Origin of the sequence: Leptospira semungkisensis (genome assembly GCF_004770055.1) — a bacterium.
GTDB lineage: Bacteria > Spirochaetota > Leptospiria > Leptospirales > Leptospiraceae > Leptospira_B > Leptospira_B semungkisensis.
In genome coordinates this window covers 443140-464249 of the sequence record NZ_RQEP01000005.1, presented here as the reverse complement: position 1 = coordinate 464249, position 21110 = coordinate 443140, and the positions used below count along the sequence as shown (strand labels likewise).

Genomic DNA, 21110 nt, shown 5'->3' with positions numbered 1-21110 from the left:
CCATGAGTTCGATTCCCAATACGTCCAGTCTACGGACCCTAGTCCGAGATGACAAACCAAAAGAAGAATGCGCGATCTTCGGTATTTTTAATTCCCAAGAAGCGGCCAACTTCACCTACTTAGGTCTGTATTCTATGCAGCACCGAGGGCAAGAATCGAGCGGGATAGTCTCCTCTGACGGAGAACATCTCTACCGCTACGCCGGCATGGGGCTCGTCGCGAATATTTTTACCGAAGGCAAGATCCGAGAACTCACCGGAACTGCTGCGATCGGTCATAATCGATATTCCACCACAGGCGCGAGTTTTTTACGAAATGCCCAACCCCTCCGAGTCGAGTCTCATCTCGGCCCAATCGCACTTGCTCATAACGGAAACCTGGTAAACTCCTGGGAAGTTCGTTCCCAACTGGAAAAAGAAGGTTCCATTTTCCAAACTACAATCGATTCAGAGGTGATCGTTCACCTGATGGCTCGCTCCGGAGAGACCGATCTTCTTTCGGCGCTTTCTTCTGCTTTGAAAAAAGTGAGAGGTGCGTATTCTCTCGTGGTGCTAACCAAGGGCCAGCTCATTGCAGTACGGGATCCAAACGGTTTCCGTCCTCTGGTTATGGGAAGAAGGGATGACGGTTCTATCGTTTTCGCTTCCGAGACCTGCGCCTTCGATATCACCGACACCACGTATGAAAGAGATGTAGAACCTGGAGAAATGATCGTAGTGGACAGAACAGGAATTCGTTCCTTCTATCCATTCCCGCAAGCGAAGCCTGCTCTTTGCATTTTCGAATACATTTATTTCGCAAGACCTGACTCCAATATTTTTGGAGAATCCGTTTATAAGGTTCGTAAGGCTTTGGGAAACCAATTGGCCAAAGAACTTCCGGTCGAAGCAGATGTGGTTATTCCAGTTCCGGACTCCGCGAATATCGCAGCACTTGGATATTCAGAAGCCTCCGGAATTCCTTTCCAATCGGGATTGATCCGCTCTCACTACGTGGGAAGGACATTCATCGAGCCGGACCAAAAGATCCGAGATTTCGGAGCTAAGATCAAATACAACGTAGTCAAGAACGTGGTGGAAGGCAAAAGAGTCGTAATCGTGGACGATTCCATTATGAGAGGGACCACTAGCCGAAAGATCATCAAGATGATCCGAAACGCAGGTGCTACCGAGATCCATCTTAGAGTTTCCGCTCCTCCAACTGTCTCTCCTTGCTATTATGGGATCGATATTCCTACACACAATGAGTTGATCGCGGCCACACATACGATCGAAGAGATTCGCAAGTATTTAAGAGTGGATTCCATCGCTTATTTGTCTGTGGATTCTATGCATAAGGCTGTGAATGATCATAGAGGCGGCGGTTTCTGCAATGCCTGCTTCACTTCCGATTATCCTGTCGAGTTTCAAAGCGATATGGGAAATCAGAAGAGCTTATTCAAAGAATACGAAGTCGAAGAACACGTCTAAAAAAGAATCCGATCTATTTATTTCATTCTGTAGATCGGCTTCTTAGCGAACGTGATAAAGTCCGCTTCTTCTCCTTTTATATAAGAAGATAGAAGTATCTTTTCCGAATTTCCCAAATGATTCTTTTCTTCTAACATTGTGAGGATTTCCAGAGCTGCGTCCTTATCTAATGTATTCAGATAATTTAATATTTCCTGATGAGAGTTCTTCTTATCCGATTCGTCGATGATCTTCAGGATCTCTTCTCTCGCCTGAAGAAGAGTTTCCTTTCTTTCCACAAGACCGCCCATAGTAGAGAGAATGATATTGATCTCGGGATCTTCGGCAAACAGATCCATCAGATGAGAATAGATTCCAGTGACTTGGATCGGGAATTCATATAAAGATTCTTCGAGTCCTCTATAGAGCTCTATTTCTTCTTCTCTTGTAAGTCCTGAGTCTTTTCTGAGGGAGATCAGCGATTCTGTTGGCATCAGAGAAAGAAATCTTGCTGCGAACAAATTGTCTTTCTTGTTACGAACGCAATAGAGTATGAATTTGGAGATCCTATCTGGAGGAAGACTGTTCCAAAACTGAGTCGCTTTAGAATCCAAAAAATTCGTTTCGGTTCCGAATACCTTTTTCTCTTTCTTCAATTTCTGAAATATCTTAAAGTCTTCCTTTACGATTCTATAAAGTAAGGAATCATCCATTTCTAGGATCGTGGACTTGACCTGATCCGGCGAAGAGATAGAGATAAAATAGCGTACTAGATCGAAACCTCCTTCGGATTGAGAAGAGAAGTTTTCAAGAATATCTGCGGGAGCCTGTTGGAACGCGGTTGCCCCCACGCTGAAGGAACTATTTCCTTCTAAAAATTTTTCTAGTTTCTCGAAAGCGAGACATCCTAATCGAGAAGAGTCGTCCCAATTTGTCTCGCGTAAGTATTCCCTGCAATTGCTCGGGCAAGCCTTAAATTCGGAAACTCCTGCTACACAGATTCTTTCCATTACCTTGGATTCTTAGGGAATGAGATCACCGCAATCGCGCATATCAGGTGCATAAGGATTTTCGATCCTTTGGCCTGAAAGTACCCATGTCTTTTTGACCATGGGACAGTAGAAACGGTTTCTTCCGGATTGGAGTCCGTTTGCCTTCATTGTCTCCGCTAGGATCTCGCTGAATTTAGAGAAACCTACAAAAGAAACTTTTACATCCGGAGATTTAGCTGTTTCTAATGCAGTCTTCATTTCTTGAGCGGTGGATTCCAGGCCACCTTTTGCGGCAGCTAATGTATCAACGGATACAAGTAGCGCAGAAATGTTCGGAGAGACTTCTTCCGTTGTTAAGAGACTTTTGACTACTTTGTCGTTTTCCGCTAAAACGGTTTCAAAGAGCGGTTTTTCCGCCTCGGTGAGAGGCTTTTGTTCTTTTTTACCACAAGAGATCGAGATTAGGATCGTTAGAATGAGGAAGATATTCAGTTGCTTCATCAAATTCTCCAATATGAGTTAGGACTCGAAAATTTACCCTACCAGACCATAAAAAAAGGACGAAAGAGTTCTGGCAATCGTTAGAGGTTCAAACTATTCTTCCAAAAAATGGGTTCTAACCTTTACCATATCCTCGAAACTAGGGAGAAAGAGGCAATACTCTATTGTCTAACGACTCTATGTATTTTAAAAAACATGTTTTTGTTTGCGAAAACGTAAGAGCGGAAGGCGAAAGGCCTTCCTGCGGACCTAAGGGCTCCCCCCAATTACTCGCCTATATGAAGAAAAGACTACAGGAACTGGGATTTAAGGATAAGATCCGAATCCAGAGGTCCGGCTGTCTAGATAGATGCGAGCTCGGCCCAGTCCAGGTCTCTTACCCAGAAGGCCTTTGGTTTTCCTTAAAAACCAAGGAAGATGCAGAAGAATTTATCCAAAACTATATTCTGAAAAACGAAACAACCCCGATCCGAAGGCTGATGCTAGAAGACGAGGCTTAAAGAGGAAGAGTGAGAAGATGGCAAAGATAGAAATACCGAAATCGTACTTAGCGTACGAATTGAAAGAATACAGCAACGAACCGGGCAGGGCCAAGATCGTAGAAAAAGAGATCCGACCCTTAAAAAAGGGAGAGGTGCTCGTTAGGATCCATTCAGGCTCCATCAATCCTTCGGATTTGATGTTCATGAGGGGATTGTATGGAATCAAGAAGAAGCTCCCGGTCGTTCCAGGATTCGAAGGCAGCGGAGTAGTCGTAAAAAGCGGGGGAGGATGGAGAGCGAATTCTCTATTAGGAAAACCTGTTGCTTGCATTTCTCCCAACAAAGGCGATGGACCGTACGCGGAGTATATGATTACCGACGGATATTCTTGTATTCCATTAAATAAAGAAACTACTTTAGAACAAGGCGCTTGTCTCTTTGTTAACCCGATCACTGCTTGGGCGTTGCTGGATCAGGTTGTCCGTGAAAAGCATAAAGCGTATGTGCAAACCGGAGCGGCTTCTGCATTAGGAAGAATGCTTCTTCGTTTATCCAATAAGAAAAAAATCCCGGGCATTCATATAGTCAGAAGAAAAGAACAAGTGGATCTTCTCAAGTCTCTTGGAGCAGAATACGTTCTGGATTCCAGTTCCCCGAATTTCGATAGAGAGTTAAGAGTGACTGCCAATAAATTGGGAGCAACAATTCTATTGGATGCAGTCGCAGGGGAGATCACAGGTAGAGCCTTGGCCGCTATGCCGTATGCAAGTAAGTGTGTTGTATACGGTGCATTGTCCGAAGAGCCGATTAGCTTTCATGCCGGATTAGGAATTTTTCAAGATAAGAAGTTAGAAGGTTTCTGGCTTTCTTCTTGGATGCCCGCTCAGAGTCCTTTCCGTCTTTGGAGGATCACTTCAGAGGTTCGTTCTCTTCTGGGCAAAGAATTCCAAACTGAGATCGCAGCTCGCATTCCATTGAAGGAAGCGGACAAAGCGATCCAAGAATATTCTCAAAATATGACTCGAGGCAAAGTATTGATTTCCACCGGATGGAATCCTTGATGTATTTTGATCTTTTGAAAAGAGAGCCTGGCAAGATCGCCGGGCTCTCCGCTTGCCTTTTGGCGATCCCGCTCCTTCTCTCCTCCTGCTTCGGAATCAGAGAAAATATAAAAAACCTACAGACCTGCAAATATAAGATCTTAGAGACAAAGATAGAAAGGATAGATATTCTTCCTTTTCCTCCTGTTCCTAAAATGGTGATCAGCTCCAAAGTGGAGATAGAAAACCCGAATGATTCGGATGTAAAGATCTACGCGTTCGACCTTGGGCTCTTTGCGGATTTGGGGAATGGAAAGTCTGCAGAGCTTGCAAAAGTGATCTCTTCAGAAGAAGTTCTTGTATCCGCCTTATCAAAGAATATAATCACTCCTAGAATAGAAACCTCGTTTGAAAATCGACAAAACCAGGACAAATTATTACTTGCGATTTTGGTTGTGAGAGCCTTACTCGCAGGAAAGGATCCAAACCTGAGAATTAAGGGGATCGTTAAATACAAAACCTTTCTAGGAGAAGTAGATCTTCCAGTTGATGAAAAAGTGCCTCTCCTTCTCCCCAAATCGCCGGAGATAAATATTTGAAATATACGTTTCTCTTTCTTCTGATCGCATTATTTTCCTTCCTATCGAATTGCTATACCGTAGACGAGGAATTCTATTCTTTCGAGGAGTCTTCTGCAAGATTGCTTACTGCATATTCTTTGAAAGATATGGAATGTAGCTCGAATCGAAATATCACTTCTTTGATCCCCGGAAGATCCAGAAAGAAGGATATTGATAATTGTGTTACTTCGATTGGCTTTGAGAAATGCAGCTTTTGGACCCAGGCCGGAGATCCGGTCCCATTTGCGTGCAAAGCAATCGAATATAGAAAGTAAATGGGTTGGATTGCCAGACATTTCGAATTTCTGATCCTTGCGGCTCTTTCTATTTCGGGGCTTTCTTATCTTTATATTTTGATGACTAGAAATCGAAGAGCTTCGGATTCTAAGTCGATTGTTCAATACAATATTCAATCAGACGAACTCGAGAATGAGATCGATCCAAACCGCGCACCTAAGAAGAAGGAGCCGAAGGTGAATGTGCTCGAGGTCTTTGATTATAATGGAATCAAGATCATGCATGAGAACGGTTTATACACTGTGAATCATGCCGGCGAAATCCAAGTATATGCTTCTTGGCAGGCTCTTCCTCCTAGATACCAAGCTATGGTCAAGGAGATGGACAAGTCTTCGATAGGACAAAAGAAGAAGGGAAACTATTATATGGAAGTCTTGAACGGGACTTATTATGTGATCTTTCCTGACGGAAAAAAACATAAGTATCCGAAGTTCGAGGATATTCCAGAGAAGATTAGAAAAGCACTCGGTTATTAACGCTTCTCTCGAAGAATTTCAGCTTAGATCCGAATCAGATCCGACAAAAACCAAAACGATTAGACCAATCGCTTCTCATCTTACTTAACTAGGATCGCTTTTGGAAACGTAGGACAAGAAGAAACACATTGTCCGCAACCTACGCAATCTTTTGAGAATGTAGGTTTATTCCCTTTGAAATTAACTACTTTCGGAATCGGACATGTGATCGCACATGCCTCGCAGGTTTTTTCTCCGGTTCTGGAGTTAATGCAATGTTGGAAATTTCCAACAGCCTTTCCGAATTTAGGAGACTCGTTTTTTTTGTAATGCTTGAGAGCTCCTGTTTGGCAGGAAGAAATGCAAGGATAACCTTCGCAAAGCATGCATGCGTTCAGGTTCACATCCATTCTTGGAAAATGTTTGCCCGTTACGTCATCCGGAACAGGAAATAAAACTGAATAAGGACATGCATAAATGCAATCTCCGCATCCTGTGCATTTGGAAAAGAATCTCTTTCCTGTTTGGTCCGCGCCCGGAGGAAATTGTAGATTTCGAAATCCCTTGAACTTCTTTCCTTCCGGTTTAGGAAGAGGGATTGCTATTGAATCTTCTGAAGAAGGAGATTCTTCTTTTTTTGTATCAGGATCTTCGGATCCTTTTTCCTCTGTCGCAGTTTTCCAGGTTTCGGAGATTTCATTGACTCCTTCTTCCATTACGGAAAAAGCTTTTGCCAACCCTTTCCGGAAGAAGTCTTTTCGGTTCATTCCCCGCCGATCCTCTCTATATGAGCGCCAAGAGATCTAAGTCGAGTGTCTATGTCTTGGAATCCTCTATCGATCTGGACGATATTATGAATGGAGCTGGTTCCTTCTGCACAAAGTGCCGCAATGATCATTGCCATTCCAGCTCTGATATCTGGACTCGCTACCTTTTGTCCATAGAGTCGGTTCGGTCCGATAACTATGGCTCTATGTGGATCACATAGAATAATCTGCGCTCCCATCGAGATGATATTGTCTACGAAGAAGAGTCTGGACTCGAACATCTTCTCGTGAATAAGAACAGTACCCTTGCATTGAGTTGCAGTGACAAGAGCCACCGAAGTCATATCTGCCGGAAAGCCAGGCCAAGGAGAATCGTCTATCTTGGGAGTTGCTCCATGATAATCGGGAATGATTTCTAATTTTTGATCGGAAGGAACAAGTACCCCTCCATCTTGAGGACGAACTTCTATTCCCAAGCGAGAATATACCATGCGGATCATTCGTATATCTTCTAGATCCACATCTCCGATAAAGATCTCTCCACCGGTTACTGCAGCCAAACTGATAAAGCTTCCGATCTCTAGATAGTCGGATCCTATTCTGTGAGAAGACTTCAGAGAATGTAAGGAAGACACACCTTCGATTGTGAGAATATTGGAACCAATGCCCGAGATCTTTGCTCCCGCAGAGACTAAAAATTTACAGAGTCTTTGCACATGTGGTTCGCTGGCAGCATGTCGGATAATGGTAACACCTTCTGCCAAGACTGCTGCCATGACAGCGTTCTCTGTCGCGGTAACAGAAGCCTCATCCAATAATAGATCGACTCCTCTCAATCTATCTCCCTTGATTTCGTATCCGTCAGGAAAGATCTCTATATGAGCGCCTAAGGCTTCTAATGCGAGAAGGTGAGTGTCCATTCTCCTTCTGCCGATCTTGTCTCCGCCGGGGCGGGGAAGGAAGACTCTTCCTGTCTTTGCAAGAATGGGACCTGCCAAGGTGACTGCGCCTCTTATCTTGGAACAGAGTTCCCAAGGGAGATCCGATTTTAAGTTTCCATTATTTCTAAATAAGAAGGTGCCTTCTCCCTTATCTTCTACATCCATTCCGAGATGGCGGAGCACATCCATGAGCATGAGCACATCCGAGATCAAAGGGATATTTTCTATGATTGTTTCTCCCGGGACCAAACATACTGCACCCAGGATCGGCAATGCTTCATTCTTGTTTCCTTGCGGAATAACGGTGCCGTGAAGCGGATTTTTACCAACGATTTTGAAATAAGGAGAACTCATGATCCAACCAGCTAATTGGTATCCTCCTTCATCCTGTTCCTACGGCAAGCAATTACAGAACTTGGCAAACCGTATCCAGGATCTAGGAAAAAAGAATCAAAACTGTAACTAGGTTTGGGAACCGTCTGATTCGAACCGGGATCGAAATCGATTGACTCGAAACTATTTTTTTCCGATCAACGTTGGTATCCATGAATTCGTTTTTACACCGTTTTAAAGAATTTCAGAAAACCCTAGCCTTTGACCTGTTTTGTTTCCTTTGGACAGGGGTCTTCTGCTTCATCTCTTTTGCGCCTTTTTATCTCACTCATTTCGTTTGGATCGCTCCCTTCGGCTTATTTTGGATCGCTCATAAATATTCCGGAAGATATTGGAGATTAGTAGGATATGGTTTTCTATTCGGAATGTCTTTCTACGCGATCGCATTTCATTGGATCCATCACATGGCTATGGTCTTCGGGAATTTCCCTTGGATCGTAGCATTCATTCTTCTTCTATTATCCGGGGTCCTGTTCGGAGTAAAGTTCCCACTCTTTTTGGTATCCTATTCCTTTCTCTCCAGAAGAGTAGGAAGACATAGTGTTTGGGTCGCCGGCGCCTGTGGAATGGCTGCGGACATGTTAGGATATCAATTGTTTCCTTGGTATTGGGGAAATTTAGCTGCCGGAAATATTATCTTGGCCCAAACGGTTGAGATTACTGGAGTCTATGGACTTTCATTTTTGGTATTCGTGATCTCTTATACTCTTTTTGAAACGAATCCTCTTCATATCCTAGAGATCCTAAAATCCAAAGAGAAGCGTACTCATTTTGGAAGATTCTGGGCTTTGCCATTTGCGTTACTCGCTATTTTCTTGATCGTGGGAACTTCTCTCTATTTCAAATGGAAGAATGTGGTTCCAACCAAAACTCTCGAAGTCTTGGTAGTTCAGCCGAACGCTCCAATGAGTATCCGAGACGAGAGAGGAAGGTCTCCAAGACAGGTCATAGAAGAACATATGGCTCACATGGACAAAATGGTAGAAGATGCAGTCCAGAAAGCCGGCAAGAATCCTGACCTGATCGTTTTGCCCGAGGCTGGAATTCCTTACTATTCTGCTCGCAAGGCTCCACTTATGGAAACGATCGGGATGTACTGGTCTCGCTTCGATTCTCTAATGATCTCTTTTGCGAATCGATACAGAGCCAACGTTCTATTCAATGAGATCGACGCGGCTTATAAGAAGAAGAGCTCAGGCAAAGAATATCTACGCTATTTCAATAATAACGTGGTGTATGATCCGAATGGAGTAAGAAGACAAGCTTACCAAAAACAATACTTGGTCATGTTCGGAGAGACAATGCCTTTCGAGTTCATGTACGATCTAAGTCCGCAAACTGGTCGTTTCGATCCGGGCGAATCATTCGATCTATTGCATTATTATTCTTCTGCTCCGAAAGAGCCTACTTCATTACTTCCAATCACTTGGGAAAGGACAGAAGGATTGGATGCTGATTTTGTCCGAAACTACTATGCTCCTTTGCAATCAGAAGTAAAAGAGGCAGGACCATTCCTTCCTCTGATTTGTTACGAAGTAATTGTTCCTGAGTTCGTAAGAAAATTCAAAGACTCAGGCAATCCTCAGTTCATTGCGAACCTAACCAACGACAAATGGTATGGAACAACTACCGAAAGTGATCAGCATTTTGAATTGGGAAGACTGAGAGCGATAGAATGGAGGCGTTGGATCGTTCGATCCACTAACTCCGGGATTTCGGGATTTGTAGATCATCTTGGACATTTTATTCCTGGAAAATCGACAGGCCTCATGACTGCAGAAACCACCTGGCAACAGATCCAAGTCATAGACTCTCCTCCTGGATTCTATGTTCTTTATGGAGATTTGATTCCTTGGATACTGATCATTCTCACTGCAGTATATTATGGAAACCTCTTGCTTCAGCAAAGAAGATCCAGATCGAACGAGAAGGCCGCTTAAACCGGAGCGGTCTCCCTTATCTGAGTGCGTCCGAAAAAAATGTTCTCGGATATTCTTATAAGGCTGCCGATTCTGGCAGCCTTTTCTATAATCAAGGATTGATTAGATAATAAGAAAAGATTCCCTTAAAATTCGGATCTTTGGGCAGGGTTCCACTTCCTTCCGGTGCTTGCTTGCAATCCAATCTCGCATCCGAGATATAGTATAGCTGATATGGCCTGGTAAAAAACAAGCGCACGAAGAAGCGAAGCACTGCAGATATATTCGAAAGCACACTGATCTGTCCTACGGTTTGTTTGCGAGTGAGAGTTAGGCTGCAGGAGTTTTGAGAATCCAGATGAAATCTTTCTTTGATCGGCAATTCATAGTTTGAGAATGGTTCCGTTTCCATTTCTAAAACTTCGGAGCTGAGCACTTTTGCTGAGAATAGTATTTTTCCTGCAGCGTCCATCGTGCTGACAGTGCGAACTTCTCCTCCCGGAAAACTGTCATTCCCAATGAATCCTCCGGTATAGAGTTTTTCACCTGCGCTATTTTGAGAGCGATACAATTCCCAGCGTCGACTGTACTTATAGACTTCGTAATTGGTCAGAAGATGTTCCATTCCTCCCTTGCCATTTAACTCTATCTTGTTCCCATTCAATACAAGATATCCTTGCACTGGAACGAATGAAAATGCCATGTCGGCTTGAACGAATCTATCCGTAACGGGAAGTGAGATCTTTCCCCCAGAAAGAGAAACCGCTTTTGACCAACCGGTCTTATAGCTCAAAAATAATTGGGCCGAGTCAGTGTCCATTTTGATCTCGGGTCCTTGCTCTCCCTTAGAAACAGAATTATTATAAATTTCTAATTCTGTTCTTCCTGCTTCAGTCTTCAATTCATCCTTGGAAAATTCTTTAGTAAAGAAGCGAGTCCCGTTTTCCTTATCATAGACCACAAGGCTGACTCCGCAATTTTTTGTTCCTGGACCAAGGTTACTAATGATATACGTTGCGAAGATCCAGGTCTGCTCATCAGTGAAGGAATAATTCCAAGCCTGAAAATATCCTTCTTGGGGATGAAAATGAAATCCCATCTCCTGCTTCGTTGCTTTTCTGGCTTGGATCTTAGCTTCTTCCGAAGAAAGATTCGACAGAAAAGAAAGTAGGATCAAACAAGACAGAAAAACCAATTTATTAGAAGAGCAAAACATGGGCTTCAATTCCTAACCTTAGTTTTCGATTCAGGCAAGCAATTCTTATGAAATTTAAAGTGAGGAAGAAGTAAAAAAGTTACGGTTGCTTTTTGCATTCGATTCGTTCGGCAACCGCTAAAAGACGAATTAGATTATTCTTTATCCGAATGAATTCTGTCCTCTTCTGATTTGGATGCAGGGACGCAACATTCTTCGAACAGATCTTGCACGCATCTGATATCGAAGGCAGGATGATCCTTATATCCTCGAGCCCTCATCTCTTCTCTTTCTAAACCGATCCCGTCCACATGGATCCAAGAATCGGATTCAGACTTTCCTTCAGATTCTATCTTCGCATACACAAGATATTCATGATCTCCGAACTTCTTAAAATAGATCTCGGAAAAATCCGGATTGCTTCTGGCGAGTTTTCTGCGGAAGGAACGTGTTTCTTTTACTTCGGAGCCTCGGATCGCATCATAATAACGATTCAATGCGTGCACTATCTCGAAGAAGGTTTGCTTTTCCGTCTGTAATTTCATCCAACCGGTTTCTAGGTTTGTGAATATATTGGTGTTTGATTTCATTTTTTCCTCCGAATGAGGCAGTTCGAATTCGGAAGGGTTGCTCGCGAAAAAAATGAAGATCGGAAAAAAATTGGGATCTATTTCTAAATCTCTTCTGTCTTACTTGGGACCTTTTTGATCGGTAAGGAGCAATTTTTTATGCTCGCGAATGCTGAATTTGGGACTTTCAGAACATTGATCCTCCCTTTCTGGATCATTTTTTTCCCGCTCCAATATGAATAGTGCGAAAAAAATCCAAGGAATTCCCCCAATTTACGACTACATCCATGAGGAAAGAGAAACGAATTGGGATCCTTGGACAGCATATACAGAAAGGAGAGAGATAAGATACTCGCTTGGGTTCGCTCTAGAGTAGCGGATCCAGAAGAGGCTGAAGATCTTCTCCAAGAATCTTTTCTTGCCGCTGTCACCGAACTAGATTCGGCAGGAACGATAGAATACTTATTGGGTTATGTTTATGCAGTTCTTCGAAATAAAGTCGGAGATTGGTATAGAGGTAAGAAGATAAGCAAATATTCTTTCTCCGATATGGAGAAGGAGTTCTCGATGGACGAGGTCCTCTTGGAAACAGGTGCCGGTCCTGAAAAGGAATTCTATCAGAATTTGCTAATGGACGAACTTGCGATCGCGATGGAAGAACTTCCTTCCGAGCAAAGATTCGCTTTCATCAGCAATGTATTCGAGGGAAAATCCTTTCGAGAAATTTCGGAAAGCACCGGGATTCCCGAGGGAACTCTCTCCGCTCGCAAATCCTATGCTAAGGATTTTTTGGCGAAACGGATGAAGGATCTAAAAGTTCTCTTTCTGGAAGAATTCTAATCAGCCGAGGAAAAAACGTATGAGACACATGCATCACAATGGATTTAGAGCAGGAAAGATATTCCTACTACTTCTGTTCGTGCCTTTGTTCTTCTTTGGATTGTCGTATGTAGTATGGCAATTATGGAACTGGCTTCTTCCGGACCTTTTCGGATTTAAACAAATCAACTACTGGCAAGCATTAGGTTTATTTGTTTTAGCCCACTTGTTGTTCAAAGGGGGAAGCGGATTCGGGTTCGGTGGTGGCCATCATCACCATAGAAAAAGACATTGGAAGCGCGCAATGAAAGAAAGAATGCGAGCTAAGTTACAAGAAAAACTGGATCAGTTAGATAGAGACTGAGACCTGATGAGGTAAGGATCATGTTCGTTGAAGTGAATCATATTGGGATCGTTTCTCGCGACCCCGAAACAAGTGCAAATTTCTATCGCGAGATCTTCGAACTTTCCGAGAAAGAGGAGAGTTCGAGGGCAATCGAGACTTTAGGGATCGGAAAAACTAATCTCGCGATCTATGGTGAAAAGAAAGATACGAAAGCTACTGTTCTTTCTTCGGGCTGCGATTTTGCCTTTCGAGTAGATTCGGAAAGCTTTCGCAGAATCGAAGAAAAGCTATTCGCTCAAAGAATGGAATATGATGTTCGCAAGGCAGAAAGAACTCTCTTTCTCACATTCCAAGATCCGGACGGATACGTGCTCGAATTGATCTGCGAAGAGGATTGAAAGAAATATTACTATGAGGACAAACCAGTAGTTTGGGATCTCCGTTCGTCCCAAGCAAGGGTTAGATCCCTTTTAAGGACCCTCTAGATAGGGATTGCCAAAAAAGGATGAATTTAAAATGTACACTTTACTTACATGGAAACGGAATTACTGGGCCTGTTCTGGACGGAAAAGATCAAGCTTAGCCAGTACACTATCCAAACCGTAAAAGATCTGAGTGATACCCAGCTGGACCATACGGACGCGTTGGGTGAAACCATCAGAAGGTATCTCAATTCCATCATAGCCACGGACTTTTTATTTAGGATCTCTCTTCCTGTATCTGTGGGAATTAGCTCCATTCTTCCCATTCCTAGGCAAACCGAGGCCGAATTAGAAAAGGATCTGGTTAAAGTGAGAGACCTGTTCGGTTCTCCTGCCCTTCCTACCAATCTAAAAGACATTATTGTATCTTCTGCGGAGAACCTTTACTTCGAAGGTTGCAATCCTAGCCTTCTTCCAGTATTCCAAAGATGGAAAAAGATCCTTCTCCGCCTCGAGAAGTCAATCAACGGATTGGCCAAAAAGGATTCTCTTAAATACCGTTATCTTTCCGTTCTAGGCATAGTCTCCCTTCCAGTCGCGATCAATTACTTCTCCACTCAAAACCTCCACGACCTCCGAAACGGAATCTTGAAAATAAAGGAGAATCCTTCTTTCCCGAAGTCGTAAGCCCCCAGAGAATGGAAAAACCTAAGGTTTAAACCTGCAATCCATCTAACATTCTTAAGGAGCATCACAATGGCTAAGATTAAGGTCAAAACTCCTCTCGTCGAACTCGACGGGGACGAGATGACACGCATCATTTGGAAAGAAATTAAGGATCGTTTTATCCATCCTTATTTGGATATCGAATTAGATTATTATGATCTAGGCGTAGAATACCGCGACAAGACCGACGATAAGGTCACCGTTGATTCCGCTAATGCCATTTTAAAATACGGAGTAGGCGTTAAATGTGCTACCATCACTCCGAACCAAGACAGAGTTGTAGAATACAAACTCAAAAAAGAATGGAAGTCCCCGAACGGAACTATTCGTTCCATCTTGGACGGAACCGTTTTCCGTAAACCTATCATTGTAAACAATATCCCTTCTGGAGTCAGATCCTGGGAAAAACCGATTGTAGTAGGACGTCACGCATTCGGTGACTTGTATAAAGATACCGAGTTGTATATTCCTGAAGCAGGAAAAGTAGAGATCGTTTTCACTACGAAAGATGGAAAAGAAAAAGAAAGAGTTACGATCAACGATTTCGACGGACCTGGAGTTATCATGGGTCAGTTCAACTTGGACAAGTCCATCTATAGCTTTGCAGAAGCTTGCTTCAACTATGCGATCTCCGAAAAGATCAACGTATGGTTTGCAACTAAAGATACTATCTCTAAAAAATACCATGCTCGTTTCCGTGCGATCTTCGAAGAAGTTTCTACCAAAAGAGCTGCTGAACTAAAAGCTGCAGGTATCGAATACTGGTACTACTTGATCGATGACGCTGTTGCTCAGATCGTTAAGAACCCGGGCGGAATGCTTTGGGCTCTAATGAACTACGACGGAGACGTGATGTCCGATATGGTTGCTTCTGGTTTCGGATCCTTAGGACTAATGACTTCTGTTCTTGTTTCTCCAGATGGAAAATTCGAATACGAAGCGGCTCACGGAACTGTGACTCGTCACTACCGTCAGTATCAAAAAGGAGAAACCACTTCTACCAACTCTGTAGCTTCTATCTTTGCATGGACCGGAGCTCTTGCTAAGAGGGGAGAATTGGACGGAACTCCTGACGTGGTTACTTTCGCTCAAAAATTGGAGAAGGCTGTAATCGACACGATCCAAGCGGGAGAGATGACTAAGGACTTAGTCCTACTTACCACAACCAAAGGCCCGAAACAGTTAGATACCTTCCAGTTCATGGAGGCGATCCAAAAACGCCTTTAGATTGAAATGGTGAATTCGCCTATGAGATCTAAATTGAAAATCAGAAGGAGCCTGTATTGGCTCCTTCTTTTTTTGCTCCTGTCCGGTTCCTTGTTCGGACAGAGAGTAAATTTGCCTAAGGAACCTAGTCTTCCTCAAGAACCTCAATTGGATTCGAGAGGGGACGCAAAGACTTCAACCGGTTCTTCAGCTAGTGCTGCTTCGGAGGGAGCGAAGATCAAAGCTTACTTCTGCGATGGCAGAACGATCACAGGTTCCTGGAAGACGGCTCCCAAAGAATTTACATTCAAACATAATCGAGAGAATATTCAGTATTCAAAAACCGTAAAGTATGAGGATCTTTCTCGTATCCTGATCAAAACCTGGAAACTACAAGCAGGTAAACCGAACCAACAAGGAGTTCCTTACAAGGCGGATCCTTGGGAAATCCATTATAAAACGAAGAACAACGAGACCTTTGAAAGAATAGGGGACGTCAAAAAGGATTTTTCGGAGATCAAGATAGAGAATGAGCTTGGAGAAGCGAGCCTATATTTTTACTGGATCGATCTAATGTACGAAAACAAGACTTGGTATTCTAAGCTTCCTAAGATGGAAGGAGATATTCGTAAAGAATGCCATCCGGATGTGATCGTTAGTATTGAATTCTTATAAGAGATCTTTCGGAGATTAATCGCACTAAAAGAAAGAAGAAGGTTTTCGGTTCGCGATACCTTCGGTCTATCGACTACTTTAGAAAATCGCAGATCTCAGTAGTATTATAAGGCTTAGAAAATAGGCCGACACCTTCCGGAACTTCTCCCTTTTTTAATGAGGACTCGTCTGCTGCAGAAGTAATTCCTAGTCGGATCCCTTTCCATTCGGGATTTTTCAGAATGATTCTGCAAAGCTCATTTCCGTTCATGATCGGCATATACAGATCTGTGAATAGAGCGGAGAAATCTGTGGGTCTTTCTTTTAAGATTTGAAGCGCATGTTCTCCGGAGATTGCAGTTTGGACTTCGGCTCCATTAGATTCTAAAAGCCTTCTGAATAGGACAAGATTCAATTCAGAATCGTCCACAATCAGTATCTTGCGACTTAGCCTTTTCTCCCATTCTTTGGAAGAATTCTCTTTTTCTTCCATCAGGTCTTTTAGTATTTCTGCAATCGTAGATTGAAAACTGCTTAATTCGGTAGTCTTTTGGATAAATCCGTTGGCACCTGCGTTATGCGCGATTATTCTATTCTCATTCGTAAAATCGGATGTGACGAAAAGTATTCTCGCATTTGAGGAAGCGAATTTTTCCTTTTCGCCTTTGCTTCTGATCTTGCGGCAAAGATCGAATCCGGTTCCTCCTTCTAAGTGAATGCCTAGAGTGATTAGATCGAATTTTTGTTCTTTTGCGAGTTTGGAAGATTCTTCGACATTGGAAACTTCCTGCACCGAAAATCTATCTGATGAGAATTCGGAAGAGATGATCTTGCGAGTGATCTTACTCGTATCAACGATCAGTATTTTTAAAGGTTCGAAAGAAGACAAGGTGGAACTCTCAGAACGATCTGCCTTAATTACTATCTCTTGGCTCACTCCCATATTAAGAAAGACGAAAATAACGCGGTATCCAAATTGGAAAATCCGTGTCTTAATTAAGGAAAATTCTGTTAAAAATAACTTATTTATTCTCCTGCCAAAGCCTTCTTATATATCCCTATGGAGCTATGGATTACCTCTTGGATCTCATCCGGGCCCTTATAAGTATTTCCGGATAAATCTGACCATTGGTTCGGATCTTCTTCGGATAGGTTTAGATAGAAGATTGGTTGCCCCTTTCTTCCCCAAGGATCCGAGCTAGGTATTAGAGTAACAGATCCTAAGCCGGAGAAAACCAATTTATATTGCTCTGACTTCCAAACGAATTCAAAGGTCTTTGGCCAATCTGATTCACTCACTTCCTTCCATATAAAATAAGAAGAAAGGCCTCTGATCAGATCGGATACGGACTTTTCTTTTTGTTCTAAAATGCTGAGAGGAGCTTTGTTCTGAGAATTCTTTGCTTCATTCCAGAGTGAGTCTAATTCGGATAAAGGGGTTTCGGAAAATTTTCGATCGGAGCGAGTGAGCTTCGCTTCTATATATTCGATCCTATTCTTAAATTTTGCATTGGCACGAGTGAGTGCTGATTCGGAAGAGATGCCTAGTCTTCTTGCAAGATTGACGATTGTAAAAAGAAGGTCTCCTAATTCTTCTTCAATACGTACTTGATTGGAGGAAGGATCTTCGACCGATTTCAATTCGGCTAAGAACTCATTCAGTTCTTCTGTAAGTTTCTCTTCTACTCCTTGGATGTTTTCCCAATCGAAGCCTGCCTTTGCCGCCTTCTTCTGAAACTTCTCCGCTTTGAGAAGAGAAGGAAAGGTTTCTGGTACACCGGAGAGAAGAGACTTCGGAACTTCTTTCTTCTTTTGTCTAAGCTCTTTCTCTTTCTCCTTGAAGCTGTCCCAGTTCGCGACCACTTCATCCGCAGAAGAAATCTGAGAAGTCTCAGGATCGAAAACATGAGGATGCCTAAGCACAAGTTTTTCAGCTACATCCTTGGCTATATCTTCCAATCCAAAGGCGCCTCTCTCTGATGCGATCTGCGCATGCAACACTACTTGAAAGAGAAGATCTCCCAATTCCTCTTTGCTATGCTCGTCATCTTGCTTTAACAGAGCCTCTACTACTTCTTGTGATTCTTCGATTAAGTAAGGTACGAGAGTAAGATGAGTTTGCTCTCTGTCCCAAGGACAACCTTCCGGACTTCTTAGCTTGGATGTTATGTCTTGGAGAAAGGCCAAGTAGCTGGGATAATCTTTCGGATCGGGAGATTTCATTAAGGACTAGGCTTGCGGACCAAGTTTGAATTCCCAGCCTTTTTCCCGGAAATGAAGATTGACGCTTGGATTTATCCCTCCAGTCTATCCGAAAATCCCGATTCCTAACGAAAGCATTGCATGATCAGGCTTTCGTGATACAATTCGGGAAAAGGATTCCAGAAAGAACATGGCACTATCCAGAAACTTTGTAGCCTTAGCATTGATGTTAATTGCGATCGTAAGTCGTTTTCTTCCTCATTTGCCTAACTTCACCCCAGTCTTAGCAGTTTCTTTATTCGGGGGAGTTTATCTATCTAATCGTTGGTTAGCTCTTACCCTTCCATTGGGAATTATGCTGATTAGCGATCTATTCATCGGTTATCATTCCTTGATGCCTGTAATCTACGGATTCTTCGTAGTTTTCGCTCTTGTAGGAATCTATCTGAAGAACCGAGTTTCCGTTGGAAGCTTGGCGATCACTGGACTAGCAGGATCTGTTTCCTTCTTCGTGATCACTAACTTCTTTGTATGGTTAACCTCAGGAATGTATAGTCTTGATTGCGCAGGCTTAGTAGAATGTTATGTAGCTGCGATCCCATTCTTCCAATACGGACTTTTTGGCGATGCAGTTTATATCTCTTCTCTATTCGGAGCTTACTACCTGCTCGAAAGAACCGGATTGGTTCCCGCTTCTCAAGCGGCTTAATTTCTTAATTCCGCTCCATTTTGAGATGGGGCGGAATATCTCTCTCTTCTTCAAATAATCAAAGATAATCCAAAATAAAATCCGTAGAATTTATCATGTACTTCCTTTCCCAATGCGGAACCGGAAGAGAATTGATCTAGAGGTTTAGAAACCTGATTTAAAAAGAGCGGATCTCCCGGTGCACCTGGGAATACGGTAGGGTTATAGTTATAGCCTGAGATCTTGGATGCCAATTCGGTAAATTGAAATCCGAAGGTATACTTTAACCAGCGGCTTCTCATAAAGGAAATTCCTGTATCTATTTCGTATCCTGTTCGACTGATTAGATTCGCTTTTATTCCTCCCATGGAGGCAGTATCTAAAATATAAGGTCCACTTACTCCAGATAGCACGCCTTGGGTAGTTCTATTATAATGTCCTAATGTACGAAAGTAGTCTGCACGGAAATGACCGATCAAACTCGCGCTAAAATTCTTAAAGAGACGGATCCCGATCTGAGGACCCAAGCCACCGGCTTTTTCTTCCGAACTTCCGAAGCCGTAGTTTCCCGGAATGTTTCCATATTCCTTAGAATAGATATCTAAGTTTCTTGCTCCCGCCGCAAGTCCTATCCTTCCCGTTCCTGTAATCACATACCAGGCAAAGTTAAGAGAGTAATCTAATCTTCTGTATTCTACCGAATGAAATTGTATAGGTGCCGCCGAAGAGAGAGAAGAAGCCACATCGAATGTAGTATAAGAAGGTTTCATTCTAACATCTAAATAATTGAATTCGATCCCGAATGTCTTTGCGGTATTCAAATAGGTGGCCCTGATCGGAAATGCGGTCTTAGTATTTCCTTGTGGGCTCGAATAAGTGGTCAAGTTATCGTTTAATAGATTCGGGTTTAGGCCTAAACCTGCTGCGTTTGTTTTCGCAGCTTGATATGCTCCTGCTTGATTGAGAAGAGCGTTATATGTGTTTACTCCTAAGTTTTTATTTCTAGCTAATGCTTCGGATTCCCAAGTCGATTGCATCGCGTTCCATTGCAGTTCAAGAGTCGGTTTATTATAAGGCTTTTCTAATTCTCGATCATGCATCTCGTTACGAGTATCCACTGCAAGTTTACGTTTCGCATCTGCTTGTTGGCTCAGCCTTCTACTTTCTGCGGGATTTTGGGTAGTTCTTGCTTGGTAATCCAGATCATCTGCTTCTCTCTCGAGAGCATCCGGATCCGGGAGCTTGGGATTTACAGCTTGGGCAGAAAGAGAGGACGCAAGCGAGAAACCGACTAAGAGAAAGCAGAAAAGAAAAGATCTGAGAAACGTATTCAAAATCAACCTCATGGAAATCTAGTCCTTATTTTAAGAAATGCAATTTGGTAGATCGCAGAGTAAGCGCAAAGTCTAAGGATCTTAGACGCAAGGCCTAATTCTTTTTTGTCATCGGATAAAAAAAGGGAGGAAGGAATCGTGCAAAAAGAAACATTTAGAGTATGAGTTCCGGTACTTCTAAATCCAAGATCACGGCCGGATTTGTTTCGGTGCTTTTTGCTTCTGTTCTGGCCGGGACTAAACTTTGGGTAGGTTTGTCCCAGGGCTCTATGGCGGTGATCGCTTCCGGTTTGGATTCCTGTTTGGATTTCCTAAGTTCTTCGATCAATTTTTATGCTCTCTATATTTCTGCCCAACCTCCTGATTCGGAACATAGATATGGTCACGGAAAAGCGGAAGCAATAGCCGGACTCTTTCAATCCATCATCTTTACCGCTTCTTGTATTTGGCTTTTTTACCAGTCATTCGTTTCCGGATTAGGATCTCATTCTTTTCAACCGGAACTTTCTTCTGTTTTTGTGATGACCATCTCTATGATCTTGACTGGGATATTGGTGCTATATCAACGGACAGTGATCAAGAGAACAAATTCTGTTTTGATCGAAGCAGACAGTCTCCATTATCTTTCCGACCTGCTCAGCAATTTTCTGATCCTTCTTTCCTTAGGGATCGAGTTTTATACCGGCTGGACTTGGTTGGACCCGTTGATCGGGGGATTCATCGCTCTCTACTTGCTTTCTGGTTTCTTAAAAGTTTTCAAGAAGAGCCTAAACATTCTGATGGATCGGGATTTTTCTGATGATTACAGAGAAACGATCCTGAGAATTATTTCGGAACATCATCCGCGGGTTTTGGGCTATCATGATTTGAGAGCGCGTTCTGCTGGCGAAAGAAAATTCTTAGAGTTTCATCTGGAATTCCCGAAGACCTATACTTTGGAAGAAGTCCATAAGATCTTAGAATCCATTATGGATGAAATGAAGGAAGAATTTCCATATACCGAGATCCTAATCCATCCGGATCCCGTAGATGTCGAAGGTTCAACTCGAACCTTGCTGGACAAACAAAGTCCTCAATTTTATTAATCGTTGCCA

24 protein-coding genes and 1 pseudogene are annotated in these 21110 nt (G+C 42.8%); 15 read left to right on the top strand and 10 right to left on the bottom strand.

The genetic code is table 11. The features are described 5' to 3' along the window. Nucleotides 1–2 precede the first annotated feature (2 nt). Nucleotides 3–1469 (top strand): amidophosphoribosyltransferase, encoded by a 1467-nt coding sequence (purF, locus tag EHO59_RS02275; RefSeq protein WP_135584342.1) that lies wholly within the window; start codon nucleotides 3–5, stop codon nucleotides 1467–1469. 17 nt (nucleotides 1470–1486) lie between these two features. Here the strand turns inward: purF and EHO59_RS02270 are convergent, their stop codons facing one another. Further along, nucleotides 1487–2458: a hypothetical protein gene (locus tag EHO59_RS02270; protein ID WP_135584340.1), complete on the bottom strand. Its 972-nt coding sequence runs from the start codon at nucleotides 2456–2458 to the stop codon at nucleotides 1487–1489. A 12-nt stretch (nucleotides 2459–2470) separates the two neighbouring features. After that, nucleotides 2471–2941 carry an LIC13259/LIC11441 family protein gene (locus EHO59_RS02265; protein WP_246052610.1) on the bottom strand — a complete coding sequence of 157 codons (471 nt, stop codon included), beginning with the start codon at nucleotides 2939–2941 and terminating at the stop codon, nucleotides 2471–2473. Nucleotides 2942–3120: 179 nt separating this feature from the next. Here EHO59_RS02265 and EHO59_RS02260 point away from each other — a divergent pair, with 179 nt between their 5' ends. The 5 genes from EHO59_RS02260 to EHO59_RS02240 are packed head-to-tail and all read left to right on the top strand — an operon-like array spanning nucleotide 3121 to nucleotide 5856. After that, the gene (locus EHO59_RS02260; RefSeq protein WP_135586428.1) at nucleotides 3121–3441 is read left to right on the top strand and encodes a (2Fe-2S) ferredoxin domain-containing protein; all 321 of its coding nucleotides are present in this window, start codon (nucleotides 3121–3123) and stop codon (nucleotides 3439–3441) included. 26 nt (nucleotides 3442–3467) lie between these two features. After that, nucleotides 3468–4484, top strand: a complete 1017-nt coding sequence (locus EHO59_RS02255; protein WP_167882072.1) for a zinc-binding dehydrogenase — start codon at nucleotides 3468–3470, stop codon at nucleotides 4482–4484. Then, nucleotides 4484–5062, top strand: a complete 579-nt coding sequence (locus EHO59_RS02250) for a hypothetical protein (protein WP_246052607.1) — start codon at nucleotides 4484–4486, stop codon at nucleotides 5060–5062. The genes EHO59_RS02255 and EHO59_RS02250 overlap by 1 nt, the downstream gene beginning before the upstream one ends. Continuing rightward, nucleotides 5059–5358, top strand: coding sequence for an LIC13255 family lipoprotein (locus EHO59_RS02245; RefSeq protein WP_135584334.1), 300 nt, complete (start codon nucleotides 5059–5061; stop codon nucleotides 5356–5358). The genes EHO59_RS02250 and EHO59_RS02245 overlap by 4 nt, the downstream gene beginning before the upstream one ends. Beyond that, nucleotides 5359–5856: a hypothetical protein gene (locus tag EHO59_RS02240; protein ID WP_135584332.1), complete on the top strand. Its 498-nt coding sequence runs from the start codon at nucleotides 5359–5361 to the stop codon at nucleotides 5854–5856. 80 nt (nucleotides 5857–5936) lie between these two features. On the opposite strand, the gene EHO59_RS02235 is transcribed toward EHO59_RS02240, so the two are convergent. Further along, the gene (locus tag EHO59_RS02235) at nucleotides 5937–6602 is read right to left on the bottom strand and encodes a 4Fe-4S dicluster domain-containing protein (RefSeq protein WP_135584330.1); all 666 of its coding nucleotides are present in this window, start codon (nucleotides 6600–6602) and stop codon (nucleotides 5937–5939) included. Continuing rightward, entirely contained in the window at nucleotides 6599–7897 is a 1299-nt protein-coding gene (gene murA, locus EHO59_RS02230) for a UDP-N-acetylglucosamine 1-carboxyvinyltransferase (protein WP_135584328.1), read from the bottom strand. Before murA ends, EHO59_RS02235 begins: the two co-directional genes overlap by 4 nt. 191 nt (nucleotides 7898–8088) lie before the next feature. On the opposite strand from murA, the gene lnt reads away from it, so the two are divergent. Continuing rightward, a complete protein-coding gene (lnt, locus tag EHO59_RS02225; protein WP_135584326.1) occupies nucleotides 8089–9876 on the top strand; it encodes an apolipoprotein N-acyltransferase in 1788 nt (595 codons plus the stop codon). A gap of 91 nt (nucleotides 9877–9967) precedes the next feature. Here the strand turns inward: lnt and EHO59_RS02220 are convergent, their stop codons facing one another. Then, nucleotides 9968–11071, bottom strand: a complete 1104-nt coding sequence (locus tag EHO59_RS02220) for a hypothetical protein (RefSeq protein ID WP_135584324.1) — start codon at nucleotides 11069–11071, stop codon at nucleotides 9968–9970. 134 nt (nucleotides 11072–11205) lie between these two features. Continuing rightward, complete coding sequence (locus tag EHO59_RS02215; RefSeq protein ID WP_135584322.1) at nucleotides 11206–11640, bottom strand: LIC_13246 family protein; 435 nt, start codon at nucleotides 11638–11640, stop codon at nucleotides 11206–11208. 285 nt (nucleotides 11641–11925) lie between these two features. Between EHO59_RS02215 and EHO59_RS02210 the strand changes: the two genes are divergently transcribed. The 6 genes from EHO59_RS02210 (at nucleotide 11926) to EHO59_RS02185 (ending at nucleotide 15813) form a co-directional block, all read left to right on the top strand. After that, nucleotides 11926–12459 (top strand): RNA polymerase sigma factor, encoded by a 534-nt coding sequence (locus EHO59_RS02210; RefSeq protein WP_135584320.1) that lies wholly within the window; start codon nucleotides 11926–11928, stop codon nucleotides 12457–12459. Nucleotides 12460–12478: 19 nt separating this feature from the next. Further along, nucleotides 12479–12802, top strand: coding sequence for a hypothetical protein (locus tag EHO59_RS02205; RefSeq protein ID WP_135584318.1), 324 nt, complete (start codon nucleotides 12479–12481; stop codon nucleotides 12800–12802). A gap of 20 nt (nucleotides 12803–12822) precedes the next feature. Next, complete coding sequence (locus tag EHO59_RS02200; RefSeq protein WP_135584316.1) at nucleotides 12823–13182, top strand: VOC family protein; 360 nt, start codon at nucleotides 12823–12825, stop codon at nucleotides 13180–13182. Nucleotides 13183–13317: 135 nt separating this feature from the next. Further along, nucleotides 13318–13893 (top strand): hypothetical protein, encoded by a 576-nt coding sequence (locus EHO59_RS02195; RefSeq protein ID WP_135584314.1) that lies wholly within the window; start codon nucleotides 13318–13320, stop codon nucleotides 13891–13893. A gap of 69 nt (nucleotides 13894–13962) precedes the next feature. Further along, on the top strand, nucleotides 13963–15159 hold the full coding sequence (locus EHO59_RS02190; RefSeq protein ID WP_135584312.1) for an NADP-dependent isocitrate dehydrogenase: 1197 nt from the start codon (nucleotides 13963–13965) through the stop codon (nucleotides 15157–15159). Between the two features lie 21 nt (nucleotides 15160–15180). Next, a complete protein-coding gene (locus EHO59_RS02185; RefSeq protein ID WP_135584310.1) occupies nucleotides 15181–15813 on the top strand; it encodes a hypothetical protein in 633 nt (210 codons plus the stop codon). Nucleotides 15814–15886: 73 nt separating this feature from the next. Here EHO59_RS02185 and EHO59_RS02180 read toward each other — a convergent pair whose 3' ends face one another. The 3 genes and pseudogenes from EHO59_RS02180 to mazG all read right to left on the bottom strand — a co-directional run. Continuing rightward, nucleotides 15887–16735, bottom strand: coding sequence for a response regulator (locus tag EHO59_RS02180; protein ID WP_135584308.1), 849 nt, complete (start codon nucleotides 16733–16735; stop codon nucleotides 15887–15889). An 83-nt stretch (nucleotides 16736–16818) separates the two neighbouring features. Continuing rightward, nucleotides 16819–17091 (bottom strand): LIC_13241 domain-containing protein, encoded by a 273-nt coding sequence (locus tag EHO59_RS18360; protein WP_425460213.1) that lies wholly within the window; start codon nucleotides 17089–17091, stop codon nucleotides 16819–16821. A 90-nt stretch (nucleotides 17092–17181) separates the two neighbouring features. Then, a pseudogene (gene mazG, locus EHO59_RS02175) lies at nucleotides 17182–18015 on the bottom strand (nucleoside triphosphate pyrophosphohydrolase); the annotation flags it as partial. A gap of 169 nt (nucleotides 18016–18184) precedes the next feature. Here mazG and EHO59_RS02170 point away from each other — a divergent pair. Continuing rightward, entirely contained in the window at nucleotides 18185–18703 is a 519-nt protein-coding gene (locus tag EHO59_RS02170; RefSeq protein ID WP_135584304.1) for a DUF6580 family putative transport protein, read from the top strand. Nucleotides 18704–18753: 50 nt separating this feature from the next. On the opposite strand, the gene EHO59_RS02165 is transcribed toward EHO59_RS02170, so the two are convergent. Next, entirely contained in the window at nucleotides 18754–20028 is a 1275-nt protein-coding gene (locus EHO59_RS02165; protein WP_135584302.1) for an LA_2444/LA_4059 family outer membrane protein, read from the bottom strand. Between the two features lie 149 nt (nucleotides 20029–20177). Between EHO59_RS02165 and EHO59_RS02160 the strand changes: the two genes are divergently transcribed. Continuing rightward, nucleotides 20178–21101, top strand: a complete 924-nt coding sequence (locus tag EHO59_RS02160) for a cation diffusion facilitator family transporter (protein ID WP_135584300.1) — start codon at nucleotides 20178–20180, stop codon at nucleotides 21099–21101. The last annotated feature ends 9 nt before the right edge of the window (nucleotides 21102–21110 follow it).